The organism is Agrobacterium leguminum, assembly GCF_005144435.2.
Lineage (GTDB): Bacteria > Pseudomonadota > Alphaproteobacteria > Rhizobiales > Rhizobiaceae > Agrobacterium > Agrobacterium leguminum.
In genome coordinates, this window is the sequence record NZ_CP120212.1 from 2,167,237 (window position 1) to 2,181,767 (window position 14,531).

General features: G+C 62.3%; 12 protein-coding genes. 3 read left to right on the plus strand and 9 right to left on the minus strand.

Features of this window, described 5'->3' with window-relative positions; all coding sequences use genetic code 11:
- Positions 1 to 217: 217 nt before the first annotated feature.
- Positions 218 to 3,364 carry an efflux RND transporter permease subunit gene (locus CFBP4996_RS24430; protein WP_080853480.1) on the minus strand — a complete coding sequence of 1,049 codons (3,147 nt, stop codon included), beginning with the start codon at positions 3,362 to 3,364 and terminating at the stop codon, positions 218 to 220.
- Position 3,365: 1 nt separating this feature from the next.
- A complete protein-coding gene (locus CFBP4996_RS24435; RefSeq protein WP_080853479.1) occupies positions 3,366 to 4,526 on the minus strand; it encodes an efflux RND transporter periplasmic adaptor subunit in 1,161 nt (386 codons plus the stop codon).
- A 277-nt stretch (positions 4,527 to 4,803) separates the two neighbouring features.
- On the opposite strand from CFBP4996_RS24435, the gene CFBP4996_RS24440 reads away from it, so the two are divergent.
- From CFBP4996_RS24440 to CFBP4996_RS24450, 3 genes are all read left to right on the plus strand, one after another.
- A complete protein-coding gene (locus tag CFBP4996_RS24440) occupies positions 4,804 to 5,478 on the plus strand; it encodes a response regulator transcription factor (protein ID WP_080818978.1) in 675 nt (224 codons plus the stop codon).
- Positions 5,475 to 6,809, plus strand: a complete 1,335-nt coding sequence (locus tag CFBP4996_RS24445) for a sensor histidine kinase (RefSeq protein WP_080853478.1) — start codon at positions 5,475 to 5,477, stop codon at positions 6,807 to 6,809. The genes CFBP4996_RS24440 and CFBP4996_RS24445 overlap by 4 nt, the downstream gene beginning before the upstream one ends.
- 108 nt (positions 6,810 to 6,917) lie before the next feature.
- The gene (locus CFBP4996_RS24450; protein ID WP_080853477.1) at positions 6,918 to 7,796 is read left to right on the plus strand and encodes a DUF3313 domain-containing protein; all 879 of its coding nucleotides are present in this window, start codon (positions 6,918 to 6,920) and stop codon (positions 7,794 to 7,796) included.
- A gap of 2 nt (positions 7,797 to 7,798) precedes the next feature.
- Here CFBP4996_RS24450 and CFBP4996_RS24455 read toward each other — a convergent pair whose 3' ends face one another.
- The 7 genes from CFBP4996_RS24455 to CFBP4996_RS24485 form a co-directional block, all read right to left on the minus strand.
- Entirely contained in the window at positions 7,799 to 8,671 is an 873-nt protein-coding gene (locus tag CFBP4996_RS24455; RefSeq protein WP_121490311.1) for a sugar phosphate isomerase/epimerase family protein, read from the minus strand.
- Entirely contained in the window at positions 8,671 to 9,876 is a 1,206-nt protein-coding gene (locus tag CFBP4996_RS24460; protein WP_080853475.1) for an NAD(P)/FAD-dependent oxidoreductase, read from the minus strand. Before CFBP4996_RS24460 ends, CFBP4996_RS24455 begins: the two co-directional genes overlap by 1 nt.
- A 56-nt stretch (positions 9,877 to 9,932) precedes the next feature.
- Positions 9,933 to 10,877, minus strand: coding sequence for a substrate-binding domain-containing protein (locus CFBP4996_RS24465; protein ID WP_080853474.1), 945 nt, complete (start codon positions 10,875 to 10,877; stop codon positions 9,933 to 9,935).
- 74 nt (positions 10,878 to 10,951) lie between these two features.
- On the minus strand, positions 10,952 to 11,263 hold the full coding sequence (locus CFBP4996_RS24470; RefSeq protein ID WP_080853473.1) for a MocE family 2Fe-2S type ferredoxin: 312 nt from the start codon (positions 11,261 to 11,263) through the stop codon (positions 10,952 to 10,954).
- Positions 11,260 to 12,294 carry a sterol desaturase family protein gene (locus CFBP4996_RS24475; protein WP_080853472.1) on the minus strand — a complete coding sequence of 345 codons (1,035 nt, stop codon included), beginning with the start codon at positions 12,292 to 12,294 and terminating at the stop codon, positions 11,260 to 11,262. The genes CFBP4996_RS24470 and CFBP4996_RS24475 overlap by 4 nt, the downstream gene beginning before the upstream one ends.
- A gap of 172 nt (positions 12,295 to 12,466) precedes the next feature.
- Positions 12,467 to 13,468 (minus strand): LacI family DNA-binding transcriptional regulator, encoded by a 1,002-nt coding sequence (locus tag CFBP4996_RS24480; RefSeq protein ID WP_080853471.1) that lies wholly within the window; start codon positions 13,466 to 13,468, stop codon positions 12,467 to 12,469.
- A gap of 34 nt (positions 13,469 to 13,502) precedes the next feature.
- Positions 13,503 to 14,408: a hydrogen peroxide-inducible genes activator gene (locus CFBP4996_RS24485; protein ID WP_080853470.1), complete on the minus strand. Its 906-nt coding sequence runs from the start codon at positions 14,406 to 14,408 to the stop codon at positions 13,503 to 13,505.
- Positions 14,409 to 14,531 lie beyond the last annotated feature (123 nt).

Consider the following 14,531-nt stretch of genomic DNA (forward strand, 5'->3'; position numbering starts at 1 on the left):
GGTGTTTGCGGTGGCGCGCGATGTTTCCCACCTCCGTCATTCCGGCCTTAAGCCGGAATCCAGCCAGCCCAAGTCCTTGGGCTGAAGGGAGTTTCTCGCCGCGTAGACACGCGTCGGCTGGATTCCGGCTCAAGGCCGGAATGACGGAGGTGGGCGTGCAACGGCACAGGAAACCGTTGCGTCGTGTACTGTGGAACCCTTCGTCACGGGAAATGCTCTAGGCCGAGGCTACCGGTCGGTCCTGCATGGCCGTTTCCGCCGCCTCGTCCGGCGCTTTCGGCAGCAGGCGGGTAAAACGCCTGACGATGCTGTCTATATAGGACAGGATGGTCGGCACCACGATCAGGGTCAGCAGCGTGGAACTGATGAGGCCCCCAACCACCGCATGGGCCATCGGCGCGCGCTGCGCGCCGCCTCCGCCGACGGCGAGACCGAGCGGGATCATGCCGAAGATCATCGCAAGCGTCGTCATGATGATCGGGCGGAAGCGGATGACGCCGGCATTTTCCAGCGCCTCGTTCAGCGAAAGCCCCCGCCGCCGCTCGCGATTGGCGAAATCGACCAGCAGGATGCCGTTTTTGGTCACGAGGCCCATCAGCATGATGAAGCCGATCAGCGAGAACATGTTGATCGTGCTGCCGGCCACCATCAGCCCGATGAGGACGCCGACAAGCGAAAGCGGCAGGGACGCCATGATGGCGAGCGGTTGCATGAAACTGCCGAATTGCGAGGCGAGCACGATGTAGATGAAGATGACGGCCATGGCAAGCGCCGTGACCATGTGGCCTATGGTCTCCTGCATGGTTTCGGCGTCACCGCCGAAGCGGATGCGATAGCCGTTCGGCAGGTCACGGCCGGCTGTCAGGCCCTGCAACGTCTCCGTCACCTCGCCAAGCGTGCGGCCGGCGATATTGGCCGAAACCAGTATCTCGCGGCGATTGTCGATACGGCGGATTTCGGCGGGGGCCGGCATGATGCCGATATCGGCGACCTGATCGAGACGCACCATCAGCGGCGCGCCGCTCGCGGCCGTGCGGCCGGTTGCGATCATCAATTCACCGAGGCTTGCGGCGTCGGACCGCCGCTCGACGGGCAGGCGGATGACGATATCGTAGCTGTTGCCGTCCGCATCCGTCCATTTCGACACATCCTCGCCGCCGATGAGGGGAGAAAGCGCTGCGGCAAGATCGGAGCGGGCAATGCCGAGATCGCTCGCCGCCGCAGGCTTCAGGCGGACCGAAAGAATGGAGGTCACATCCTTGGCGCTGGAGGTCACATCCACGAGGCCGGGGATTTTCTTCATGTCTTCGACCAGACCGGTGGCGATTTTTTCGAGGACCGCCCGGTCGTCGCCGAGGATGCTGAGCTGCACCGGGCTTTCGCCGCCGCCAAGGCCATTCTGCAGGATCGTGACCTCTATACCGGGTATGGCTGACAGGCGTTTGCGAACCGGTTCGGCAAGGGAGAGCGGGGTTCGGCTCCGCATATCGAGCGGCACCAGCCCCACCAATATGGCGGCCCGATGCTTGCCGGCGGCGCCGCCGGTATTGACGGTGGAATAAAGCGTCTCGACTTCCGGAAATTCCTTCAGCGCCTTTTCGACCTGCCGCACCTTCGTTGTCGTATAATCCAGCGAGGAGCCGACCGGCGCGGTGATGTTGACCTGGAAGCGGCCCTCATCGGCATTCGGAACGAATTCCGTGCCGACCAGCGGCACCATGAACAGGCTGCCGATAAAGATGCCCGACGTGGCAAGCAGGGTGACGAACCGGTGCCGCAGGGTCCAGCCGATGGCCCGGCGATATTGCCCCGCCATCCATTCGAAGCCGCGGTCGAAACGGGCGATCAGGCGGCCCATCGGCCCGCGCTTCGCTTCGGGCTGGGCGTCCGGATCGTACCAGACGCTTGATAACATCGGGTCGAGCGTGAAGGCGACGAAGAGCGAGATCAGGACGGCGGCGGAAACGGTGACGCCGAATTCGTAGAAAAACCGGCCGACAATGCCGTCCATGAAGGCGACCGGCAGGAAGACTGCCACGATTGTCGCCGTTGTTGCGATTACCGCAAGCCCGATTTCATTGGTGCCGTCGAGTGCTGCGCGCAGGTGGGATTTGCCCATGTGGAGATGGCGGGTGATGTTTTCGCGCACCACGATGGCGTCATCCACCAGAATGCCGATGGAAAGCGTCAGCGCCAGCAGGCTGAGCGTATTGAGCGTGAAGCCGAGGACATGGATCACCGCGAGCGTGCCGATGATCGCGATAGGCAATGTCAGCCCGGTGATGACCGTGCTGCGCCAGGAATTGAGGAACAGGAAGACGATGGCGACGGCGAGCGCCGCACCTTCGATCAGCGTCGTCTGTACCTGATTGACGGATTCGCGGATCGGTATCGACGCATCCGTGACGATGCGCAATTGCACGTTCTGTGGGGCAAGCTCGGCGTTGAGCGCATCGAGGCGCTTCCTCACATCCGTCGCGACCTGAACCGTATTGGCGTCCTGAACCTTGACGATGTCGATCGCCAGCGCCGTCTGGCCATTATAAAGGGCGCGGTTTTCGGCATCGGCTGACCCTTCGGAAAGCGTTGCGACATCGCGAAGCGCAATGGCCGCGCCGCCGCGCCTTGCCACGACCATATCCAGGAGTGCCTGCGGCTCCTCGATACGCCCCTGCACCTGGATCGTGCGTTCGGAGACGGGATCGACAACGCTTCCGGCCGGGCTGTTGCTGTTGCCGGTGCGCAGCGCATTCACCACCTCGTTGATGCCGATCCCGAGGGCGCGCATGCGCGTCTCGTCGATTGTCACATCGATCTGCCGTTTGCGCGCGCCGACCAGCGTTGCCTGCCCGACGCCGGCAACGGTCGTCAACTGCCGCACCACCTTCTGGTCGGCAAGGCTGGTGAGAGCGGGCACATCGAGCGATGTCGAACTGATCGCAACCGACAGAACCGGCTCGGCGGCGGGGTCGAACCTCGATATGACCGGCTTTTTGGCGTCTTCCGGAAAATTCGCCTCGATGGCGGCGATCTTGTCGCGCACCTCCTGCGCGGCGGCTGAACTGCGCACCTCAAGCTTGAATTTCGCGACGACGACGGAGCGCCCCTCATAGGAGGTGGAGGTGACCTCATCGAGACCGCCAATGGCGTTCAGCGCGTCCTCGACCGGGCGTGTCACCTCGGTTTCCACCGTCTCCGGTGTCGCACCCGGATAAGAGGTGATGACCACCACCACGGGAACGTCGACATTGGGATATTGGTCCAGCCCAAGCCGTTGCAGGGAGAAAGCTCCCATGACCAGAAGCGCCACCATCATCATGGTGGCGAAAACGGGATGGGTAACGGATATGCGGGTCAAGAACATTTCAGCCTGCCTTGTCGACGGTGACGGCCATATCGGGCCGCAATTCGGGAAGCGGCGCGGTCAGGATGGTCTCGCCATCCTTCAACCCGGCGGCAATCTCGATCAGATTGCCGCCGTTCCAGTGGGCTCCCACCGTGACCGTCTGGCGGCGAAGATGGCCGTCTTGCACCTTGAGCACATGGTAACCGGTCTCATCCTTGCGCAGCGCGATGGCGGGAACGACGAGCGCATCGTTTTTCTCGCGCAGCAGGATCGATCCGCTGGCGAACATTCCGCCCCACAGCCGGCCGTCACGATTGGCAAGCCGCAGATAGACGGCAACGAAGCGGGTGCCGTCTTCGGCAACCGGGCTGATGCGGTCGACCGTGCCTTTGACGATCTGGCCGCCAAGGCCGTCAATCTCCAGTTCCGCCGTCTGGCCGAGGGCGACGCGCGGAACATCGCGCGTGGCGACAAGAACCTTCGCCTCCAGCACGCTGGTATCGACCAGCGTGAGAAGCTCGCCATCCGCGCCGACACGCGATCCCGCCTCGGCCAGCCGCCGGGTGACGGTGCCACCGAAGGGCGCGCGGATTTCGGAATTGCGAAGGGCGATGCGGGCAATATCCGCCTGCGCCGAAAGGCTCTGGAGCCTTGCCGTCTTCACCGCGACATCGCTTTTCGCCTTGTCGAGCTGTTCAGCCGAAGCGATGTTTTTCAGGGCAAGCTGTTCGGTTCTCGTCAGGGCCTGCATTGCCAGCATCAGCTCGGCCTCGGCCGCATCCCGGTCGCTCTGCCGCAGCAAAAGCGTCGATTGCAGCTCATCGGTTTCGAAACGCACAAGCAGCTTGCCCGCCTGCACCGTGTCTCCGTCGCGGACATTCATCTCGACGATCTTGCCGGCTTCACGGGCGCGGATCACCACGCGGGTGATCGGCTGAAGCTCGCCGCTGATACCAAGCCGCTCCACCATCGGGCGCGTGCCGATCTTCGCCGTTTCAGTGGCCGTCAGCTCGAAAGGAGTGCCTGCCGGGCTCATCGCAGCAGTCTCGACGAGCCCGTTCACGATGCCTTTGACACGCTCATTCGCATCGACGCTGCCGCGCGCCGGATCGAGAGCGGTGACAACGAGAACGCAACCTGCAAGCGCAATCCCCGCTTTGATGGTTCTCTTCACCCACATGCTGAAATCCTTTCCATACCGGGACCGCAGCTCAGGCGGTCGCATTGCCTCTCTAGAGGCGTATGGCATCTGGATAGGCGTCCATAATTGCAGCAGCATTACCCTTGCGAACGCACCTGCTTAAACAGCAGGGTCTGATGTTCCATAGCCCTGTTTTTACGCCTTTTTCGGAGGGGAAACCGCCATGCACCGGGTTGGAAATGCTCCGGCGGCTGCTTTGCCGCAATACTGCCGCAACCTTTCTGGCAGACAAGGGAATGCGAAGGGACGGTGACGCATGAGACTTCTGTTGATCGAAGACGAAAAGGAAATGGCGGATGCGCTGACGGCGACGCTCGGCAGGCAGGGCATCGTCATCGACCATACGATGTGGCTCGGCGACGCCATGGAGCTGACGCGACAGCACGTCTATGACGCCATCCTGCTTGATCGCCGCCTGCCGGACGGAGAGGGACTTGCCTTCATTCCGCAGCTGCGCCACGCCGGCATCGACACGCCGATCATACTGTTGACGGCATTGAACGAACCGGAAGACCGCATCGCCGGGCTGGATGGCGGCGCCGACGACTATCTCGGCAAGCCGTTTCTCGTCGGTGAGCTGCTGGCGCGGGTGCGTGCGGTTCTGAGAAGGCCGGCAAACCTTGCGCCGGCAGAAATCACCGCCGGCCGCATCGTCATCGATCCGCTCCATCTCAGCGTCACGATCAATTCCGTTCCCTTCGATCTGCCAAGGCGCGAGCTTGCGGTTCTCGTTGCGCTGGCGAAACGCAAGGGCAAATCCGTGCTGCGTTCCACGCTTGAGGCGGCCGTTTACAATTACGAGGAAGAGATCCAGTCCAATGCGCTCGACGCGCATATATCGCGGCTGCGAAAACGCCTGCTCGACGCCTCCGCAGGCGTTGGCGTCCACAATATTCGCGGCATCGGTTATCTGTTGAAGGAAGAGGCATGAAAGCGCAGGGCATCTCCAACTCGTCCTTGTGGTGGAAGTTGAGCTGGCAGCTCAGCGTCGTCGTCTCCGCCATGATTGCCGTGGTCATCATCGGCCTCTGCTTTTACGGCATGACGATGCTTTCGCCCAATATTGCGCTCTGGGACGACCTGTCGGCGACACTTGATGAGTCGCTTTCGCTCGATCCGCAAAAAGGATTGGTCGTTACCGATGGCCCGGCATTGCAGGCCATGAAGGCGGAGAACTCAACGCTCTGGTTCGTGGCTTCCACGCTGGACGGGCGGGTGGCGAGTTATGGCGCCGTGCCCGCCGTCTATGAGGAACTGTCGCCGTATCTGCATTTGCTGACGGATGCCGATATTCGGGGAGGAAAGGGCGTCTCAGAGGTCGCCCTGGTTGAAAGCATGGAGACGAAGTGGGGTTCCGTAAGGGTCATGTTCGGCGGAACCACGCATATGAGGGGGCAGTTTTTGACGCTCCTTGCCGGAACCTACAAGATTTACGTTCCCCTCTTGGCTGTCATCTTGCCCGCCGTGTTCTTCTCGGTTCCCCGCATCGTGCGCGAGGCGCTTGCCGGCCTCAGTTCCGTCGTCAAAAAGGCTCCCGAGATCGACCCGCGCCGGCCGGGCTCGAAGCTTCCGGTCGAGGATGTGCCGCGGGAGGTGGTGCCCCTGATCCTTGCCTTCAACGGCATCCTCGAACGACTCGAAGAGCAGTTTCGGGCGCGGCAGCGTTTTCTCATCGATGCGGCGCATGAGCTGAGAACGCCGATTGCGATCATGCAGACCCGGATAGAGGGCTTGCCGGGGCCGGAGCAGCAACGCCTGATGGAGGATGTCGCGCGGCTTGGGGAGACCACGGAACAGCTTCTCGCCTTCGAAAGAAACGATCAGGTGAACGACCGGCGCGAAACGCTGGACCTCGTCGAGACGGCGCGCACCGTCGTTGCCGATCTCGCGCCGCTCGCGCTTGCGGCGGGCTACGATATCTCCTTCGAAACGCAGGTCGCGCGATATGAAATACTGGGCAACCCGTTCACCCTGCCGCGCGCCATCAGCAACATCGTGCGCAACGCCATAGACCATGGCGGGAACAGGGGGATGATCCACGTCTCGATTCTCGCCACTGGCGAGATCGCGGTTTCCGATGAGGGACAGGGGATAGCCGAAGACCAGCGGGAACGGATTTTCGAGCCCTTTTATCGCGTTACGCCGCGCAGCACCGGGGCGGGCCTTGGCCTCAGCCTCGTCAAGCAGATCGTCGCCAACCATAACGGGCGAATCTTTCTGGACAGCAGCGCCTTCGGAAGCACCTTCCGGTTACGTTTCTGATCCTGCGTTGCGCGCGCTTTCAGGGGCGGGCAATTGTAATGTTGCCGCAATTTTCGTTGTCGTACCGTGTGGGGCACAGGATCAACCATGCCAACTGGAGTACGTGCAGTGAAACAACAGTGCAGTCTGTTTGCCCGGGCTTCCGGCGACAGGGCCTCCCGCAGTCGCGGCGTCGCCTTCGCCACCTTGCCCTTTGCCATCATCATGTCCGGCTGCACGTCCGTGCCGCTCAAGGAAGGCGGTACGCTGACCTCTTATGCGCAACTCAGCCCGGTCAAGGGCAAGTTCACCAAATCGCGCACCTTCGTCGACGCCTACGGACTGGCCGGGGTCAAGACCGTCGCCATCGTGCCGACCATCTTCTCCTTTGCGGCCTCTTCACGGGTCACATCGGAAAAGGACCGTGTCCTTGTTTCGAATGCGCTGGATCGCGCCATCTGCGTGGCGCTCAGCGATAAATACCGGATTGCCGCGCTGGGCCAGCCGGCGGACATGACGGTGCGCACGGTCATCACCGATCTGGTGCCGACCGACAAGACCATGGCCGGGGTATCGACGGCCGTGACGCTCGGCAGCAACTTCGTCCTGCCGGTCAGCGTGCCGCGTCTTCCATTCGGGCTTGGCGGCCTCGCCGTCGAGGCGGAGGCGGTGGATAGCACCGGTATCCAGCGCGCCGCGGCTGTCTGGTCCAAGGGCGCGAATTCCATCACGGGCAACGCCCGCGTCTCGGAAATCGGGGATGCCTACGAGCTTGCCGCCGATTTCTCCAACTACTTCTCGCGCATTCTGGTGACAGGCAAGGTCTCCGACGGGTTGAACCTCTCTATCCCCTCTGGCCATCGAATCCGGTCCGCCCTGGGTGGAAAACCGAAATATGTCGAATGCGATGCCTATGGCCGGTCGCGCGGCCTGCAGGGCATGGTGGCCGACAAGTTCGGTGCGCCACCCGAATGGACCGACAGGCCCGCAAAGGCCGCGTCGCGATAACATCAGCGATTGATATCGGAGACGGTCGCGATCCCGCTCGCAGAATGAGCGGTTTGCGCCCATAGCGTCTGCGCCATCGTCTTGAGTTGCAGCGATTCCACCCATCTGTCGGTGGAATCGCTGCCGTCCCGGCCGGTGATGGCATAGGGGCTGGGGCCGAGTTCACAGGTGAAGACCAGCTCACCATTATCTGGCGCAAGCGATCGCCAGTGGCGGAAGCCATAATCCCACCAGTTCAGAAACAGATCGACCCATGGGCGGTGATGGGCGAAGGAAATCTCGATCTGGATTTGCTCGCAGGAGCCGACACGTCCGTGAAAGGCCTGCGCATTGCGAAGGATGCGCCGGATCTGCTGCTGGCTTTCATCTTCGACTGGAAAGGCGAATTCGCGGGCAACAAGATAGTGAGACAGATCGGCCAGCAGCGGCAGTTTGGGCCGCCGTTCCAGAAGGTCGAGCGTGAACAGGAGATCGCTGGTGATCCGGTTGCGATGGGTTTCGATGAAGACGGGAACGCCCGCCTCTTCGGCAAGCCGCATCCAGCCGTCGAGAAGCGGCAGGCAATCCTCCACCCGGCGCGGGCGGATATCGGCCTGAAGATCGATATGGCTGACGGGAAATTCCTGCGCCAGCGCCAGCGTGTGGCGCAGATCCTCGATACTGCGCGGAAAGCAGACACCTTCGATCCGAAGGCCCGTGCCACGGATCGCCCTGTTGAGACGCCGCACATCCGCACGGTCGGTATAATGCGCGCTGACGCCATCGAAACCCGCTGCGGCGATCCGGGCTATGTTTTCCTCAAGGCTGGGTTCATGGCTGTCGCCGGAGAGCCTTTCCATGGCCCACAGCGATTGAAAGACGAGCAGCTTCTGCATCAGGCCGCCCGTGCGCTTTTCAGCAATGATTTGAGATTGACGTCGGGGTCGGCAAGTGCCGCCGGATCGGGATTGATGCCGGCGGCGATCAGCATCTCGGCCAGTTTGATGTCTCTGGCGACGCTGTTGCCGACGCCCAGCCCGGCGGCGGCGACAAGGCGGCCGTCCTGAAGGTAGAGTTCCAGTTCGCCATCGCCCAGCGAACGGATGACGCTCTGATGCTCCGGCTGCGGCTGGCCCGCGACCTGAAGGCCGAGATCATATTGATCCGACCAGAACCAGGGCAGGGCGGCAAAGGCCTCGTTTGCGCCAAGAATGTTATGCGCTGCGACCTCCGCCTGGCTGCGGGCATTGCGCCAGCTTTCAAACCGGATATGTCCGCCGCCAGGCTGGGAGACGGCCGCGCAATCGCCCGCCGCGAAGATATGGGGATCGCTGGTGCGCAGGAAAGCATCGGTCAGAATGCCGTTTCCCGTCGCAAGTCCCGCCGTTTGCGCCAATTCGACATTGGGCAGGACGCCGATGGCGGAGACGACGATATCGGCCCGCACGCGCCCGCCTTCGGTAAGCAAAACTGCTTCCGGCGTGATTTCCGAAACGCCATGTCCCAGATGGAAATTCACGCCCTCTTCGAGATGGCGCGCATATATCCGTTCCGCGAGACGCCGGGGAACCGCGCGACCGAGCGGCCGTGTTGCTGCCTCGATGATGCTGATCGCAAGCCCCTTGCCGCGCAGAACCGCCGCAAGTTCCATCCCGATCAGCCCGCCGCCGATGATTGCAATCCGCGCGCCGCTATCGGCGCGGGAGAAAATCGCCCGCGCATCCGCGTGGGTGCGGAAATCCAGCGCCAGCCCCGCGCCGGGGCAGGTTAACTTTCGCGGCTGCGCCCCGGTTGCAAGCAGCAGCCTGTCATAGCCGAGCGTCCGCCCGTCATCGAGCGTCACAAGACGGTCTTTCGCGTCGATCCGGGTCGCCGATACGCCCTGACGATAGGAGATACGGGCAGCCTCCAGCACTCCGTCGGCGCAGATGGGTTTCATCCGCACCGCACCTTCGAGCGGTTTGCAGAGCGGCGGCCGTTCATAGGGTGGGTGCGGCTCCGTGCCGATCAGCGTGACGTTGCCTGCAAAGCCCGCTTCGCGCAGCGCAAAGGCGGCACGTGTGCCCGCCTCGCCGGCGCCGATGATGACGATTGCGTCCATGGTATCTCCGTGAGAAGGGGCGGCGCGCTTTTCAGGGCGCACCGGCTGGGGGAGGGTCAGTTTCGGCTGGCGTAGTCGGTCATGTTCTTCCGCGTTACCAGTTCGAACGGAACCATGACCTGTTTGTCGACCGGCGTGCCGCGTATCAGGGCGACGGCGGCATCGAGCGCGCTTGTCGATTGCCCCCTGGCGTTCTGGAACACCGTGGCGTCGAGATCGCCGGCGGCCATGGAGGCGAGCCCGTCCGGCGTGGCGTCGATGCCGATGACGATCACATCGTCCATCGAAACGCTCGCCGCCTTCAATGCCTGCACTGCGCCGATCGCCATCTCGTCATTATTGGCGAAGACGACGTCGATCGGCCGGCCGGCGGTGATCCAGTTGGTCGTCATGTCCATGGCGGTTGTCCGTGTCCAGGCGGCCGATTGCTCGTCGGCGATGGTGACGGCCTTGCAGTCGCCGGATGTGAGCGCCTGCTTGAAGGACGAGGTGCGGTCGCGCGAGGCCTGATGGGCAAGATCGCCCATCAATATATAGGCCTGCGCGTCGGCGGCCTTTCCCTTCTCCTTGAGCAGCGAACAGGCCGCTTCGCCGGCCAGCCGCCCCGCATCGGTTTCCCGCGAGCCGACATAGGCCTGCTTTTCCGGCAGTTTGGCGACATTGTCCGGTTCGAGATTGAGGTAGACCAGCGGAATGCCCGCCTTGGCTGCGGCATCGCTGATGCCGGGTGCGGCCGAGGTGTCCGCCAGCGTCACGATGATCGCGTCGACGTTTGCCGCGATGAAATTGTTGACCTGGTTGAGCTGCTTGGAAATATCGGCCTGCGCGTCTTCGACCTGGATCTTGACGCCGTCGACCTCCGACGCCCGGGCGCCAAGCCCTTCACGCAGCAGGGTCTGGAAATTATTGTCGAAGCTCTGCATCGAAACGCCGATGGTCTCGGCCGATGCCGTGCCCGCGAAAAGGACCGCCACAGCGGCCATGGTACAGATGGATTTCATGTCGTCCTCCCTTGGGGCGCCGGGCCGCCCGGGTGCATTCCGGAGGCCCTTTCGGGCCTGCTCGAAAGCTCGGCCTAGCCGATGGTGACGCGTACTTCGCCGTCCACCACCTGCGCCGGATAGGTTTTCAGGTTTTCGCAGGCGGGCAGCCGCAGGGCTTCGCCGGTGCGATAATCGAAGGCGCCGGAATGCTTGGGACATTCCACCTCGAAATCCATCACCAGCCCTTCGGCAAGATGGATCGCCTCATGGGTGCAGAGGCCGGCTGTGCAATAAACGCTGTCATCCGGACCGCGATAGATCGCATAGGTGCGTCCGGCGTGGTCGAAGCGGATCGCGCCTTCCTGTTCGATGTCTTCCAGTTTGCAGGCTGAAACCCAGCTCATTCGGCTGCCTCCCCGATGGTGTTGCGCGCCTTGCGGGCTGCGAGTTTTTCTTTGCGTTTGCGATAGCGCTCCTGCATGCGGGCCTCTCCCTCCGCCGAGCCGTCGTGCCAGGTGCCGAACCATCTATCGAGCGGGATGAGGGCGTCGCCGTAATTCACCTCGAAATATTTGTGGTGGAGGTAATGCGCATAGGCATGGCTATCGACCAGCTTGTCCTCGCCGATCTCCACCTTGTCGAAGCCGACATGGCCGGGGATCGCGCCGAAACCCGCATAATGAAGCTGGTAAAGCATGAGGACCGGGTTGGACGGCAGGATCAGGTGATAAAAGGCGGTGCCGAAATAGAGCAGATGCTCGACCGGATGCATGGATAGCGACGACCAGGGCGACGGGTTCACCGAATTGTGGTGGACGGAATGCACCCATTTATAAAGCAGCGGCGTGTGGATGAGCCGGTGAATGCAGAAGAAATGAAATTCGTGGATGATCGGCACAACAAGCGCCACGGCGGCGAGCGTCCAGGGATTTTCGGCAAAGCTGAGCCATGGCGCATAACCATTGGCATAGGCCCAAAGCATCGCCACTTCGATGGCGGTCCAGATCGTCACGCCGGAAAGGAAGGTGCGCAGGATGTTGTCGAGGTTCTGGCTCTCGAACCAGAAGGCCTTGCTCTTCTGTTCGGCGGGAAATTTGCCGTTATATTTGAAGCGGTTTTCCTGCCGCTTCAGAATATAGAGATGGAGTTCGAAACCGCCGTAGAAGAGAAAGACGCAGACCGCATTGACCGCATAAAGCCAGGCGATCCAGCCGAAGCCAAGCGTGGCCATGGTTTCGACGGGCGGAATGACAAAGGCCCAGTAGCCGACGGCCGAAAGCGCGAAGATCGCATTCCACGGGAAAAAATAATGCGGGAGCCACTTCAGCACCGCCACGAGGCGCGGCGGAAAGGCAAAGAGCGGTGCTGTTTCCACCGGCTGGTTGGGCGCCCAGTCGCCGCGCTTGTTACGCGTTCCATATTTCAGATCGTCCATAGCGCTCTCCTTCGGACGATCGCTCCGATGCGCCCGCGCAAGTTCTCACGATGAAGAAGGGCGTTTGCACGCCATGGCCGCCCGGCGCTTCTCGCGCTCTGCGGCTTTCCTCCCTTAAGAGAAATTAGCAGGGAGCGCGGTGAACGCCGAAGCCTTCCTTGATCAAATCAGATCAAAGGCTCTCTGCGGTAATGGTGACGAAGCGAATGGGCGCGCTGTCCGGCTCGATATCGGTAAGACCGATCCGGCGAAGGACGAGATCCAGCGCCCGGCGGGCCTGCGCCTCGGGGGCCTGATCGAGCACGATATCCATGACGCCGTCATTCAGCGCCTTGCGCGTATAATCGGTCAATTCATGGCCGACGAAGAATATCTCGCCGCCGCGCGGATGTCGGCGAAGAACGTCGATCAGGGCGGCATTCGCGCCGCCGGCATTATAAAGTCCGGCCATGTCGGGATAGAGATCGAGCGCCATGCGCAGGGCCTCGGCGCTGTAATATTCGTCATCGCGGGTAAAGCCCAGCCATTCGAAGCGATGTTTGCCGGCATGGTCGCGGAAGTAATCGGAAAAGCCGCCGATACGGTCGCGGTGGACCTGATAGATCGGATGGCAGAGCGCGATGACCGGGCCGGGCTGGTGCGCCATGCGGGTGATGAAATGCGCTGCCGTCCGTCCCGCCGCGCCATTGTCGATGCCGATGAATTCGCCCTTTTCCGCCGAGGCGCGCGTGACGACATGCACTACCGGCACGCCGCGCGCCACCGCCGCCTCGACGGCGGCGCTGACCGCCGGGCTGCTCGGAATGGCGAGGATAAGGCCGGCGCGCGCCTCTGCGGCGGCGGTGATGCGGCCCGCCAGCTCTTCCGGCTTCATCTCTTCGGCGAAACTGCGGTGGACAACGACGAGAGGGTCGAGCGTTGCCGCAATTCTTTCGAAGGCCTTGGAAAGCCGCCGGTAAAAGGTGGTTTCCGGGCGCACCATCAGCACTTCGATGCGCAGCAGCCCGCGATGGGTCTCCGGCAGGGTGCGCGGATAATCCAGTGTGCGTGCGGCGAGAACGACCTTTTCCACGAGTTCGGCACGAACGCCGCCGCGCCCGTTCAGCACCCGCTCGACCGTGGCGGTTCCAACGCCTGCGAGACGGGCGATATCGCGGTAATTCGGCCTGCTCACATTCGCTTTCCCGATATTGATGTGTCTATCGTCTTCAAGACAGGCCGAGTTTCTGTAGACCGCATTCGCGGACGATTTCGGCGATATGGCTGAACTGCGCCGAGAGCGGATTGCTCTTGCGCCAGACGATGCCGATGGTGCGCGACGGGCGCGGTTCCGCCAGCCGGAACACCGAGACGGTGGATTGCCGTGTCTCCATATCGACGGCCATCTGCGGAATGAGCGTGACGCCGATGCCGGCGCCGACCATCTGCACGAGGGTGGAGAGCGAGGAGCCTTCCATCAGGACGCGCGGCGGCGCATTGGTCGTGCTGCAGAAGGAAAGCGCCTGGTTGCGGAAACAATGGCCTTCTTCAAGCAGCAGCAGGCGCATTTCGCCCAGCTTGTCGGCGCTCGGCACCGGCATGCCCGCATCCTCCATCGGCCGCACCAGAATGAATTCCTCCGAAAACAGCGGAACCTCCTCCAGCGCCGGCTCCGAGACGGGCAGGGCGACGATCGCCATGTCCAACCGGGCTTCCAAAAGGTCCTCGATGAGTTTCTGCGTCACCGCCTCGCGCGGGCGGGCCTCCAGTCCGGGATAATGCCGCGTGAGTGTCTTTATAATCTGTGGTAAAAGATAGGGTGCGACGGTGGGAATGACGCCGATGCGCAGGCGGCCGCTGAGCGGTCCATGCCGCGCCCGCGCCAGATCCTGCAACTCATCCACCGAACGCAATATCGAGCGGGTGCGTTCGGCGAATTCCTCGCCAAGCGCGGTCAGCCGGATCTGGCGGCTGCTCCGTTCGACGAGCGGCGCGCCGATCAGTTCCTCCAGCTCCCGGATCTGCAGCGACAGCGCCGGCTGGGAAATGGCGCATGCCTCCGCCGCCCGACCGAAATGGCCGATCTTGGCCAGAGCGTCGAAATAACGGAGATGTTTCATGGAGAGCGCAATCATAAGCTCAGCATATCGCAGCCTTTAGAATATACAATTGGAAATTATGGAACCCGGCTGTTAGTCATCTTCATGACAGAAAGAAGCTGTAGCTGTGAGAGGTTACCAGCGTCGCTGCACGGTTTT

Coding starts and splice junctions, on each gene's coding strand:
- CFBP4996_RS24430 (WP_080853480.1), bottom strand. CDS start 3,364: ATGTTCTTGACCCGCATATCCGTTACCCATCCCGTTTTCGCCACCATG.
- CFBP4996_RS24435 (WP_080853479.1), bottom strand. CDS start 4,526: ATGTGGGTGAAGAGAACCATCAAAGCGGGGATTGCGCTTGCAGGTTGC.
- CFBP4996_RS24440 (WP_080818978.1), top strand. CDS start 4,804: ATGAGACTTCTGTTGATCGAAGACGAAAAGGAAATGGCGGATGCGCTG.
- CFBP4996_RS24445 (WP_080853478.1), top strand. CDS start 5,475: ATGAAAGCGCAGGGCATCTCCAACTCGTCCTTGTGGTGGAAGTTGAGC.
- CFBP4996_RS24455 (WP_121490311.1), bottom strand. CDS start 8,671: ATGCAGAAGCTGCTCGTCTTTCAATCGCTGTGGGCCATGGAAAGGCTC.
- CFBP4996_RS24460 (WP_080853475.1), bottom strand. CDS start 9,876: ATGGACGCAATCGTCATCATCGGCGCCGGCGAGGCGGGCACACGTGCC.
- CFBP4996_RS24465 (WP_080853474.1), bottom strand. CDS start 10,877: ATGAAATCCATCTGTACCATGGCCGCTGTGGCGGTCCTTTTCGCGGGC.
- CFBP4996_RS24470 (WP_080853473.1), bottom strand. CDS start 11,263: ATGAGCTGGGTTTCAGCCTGCAAACTGGAAGACATCGAACAGGAAGGC.
- CFBP4996_RS24475 (WP_080853472.1), bottom strand. CDS start 12,294: ATGGACGATCTGAAATATGGAACGCGTAACAAGCGCGGCGACTGGGCG.
- CFBP4996_RS24485 (WP_080853470.1), bottom strand. CDS start 14,408: ATGATTGCGCTCTCCATGAAACATCTCCGTTATTTCGACGCTCTGGCC.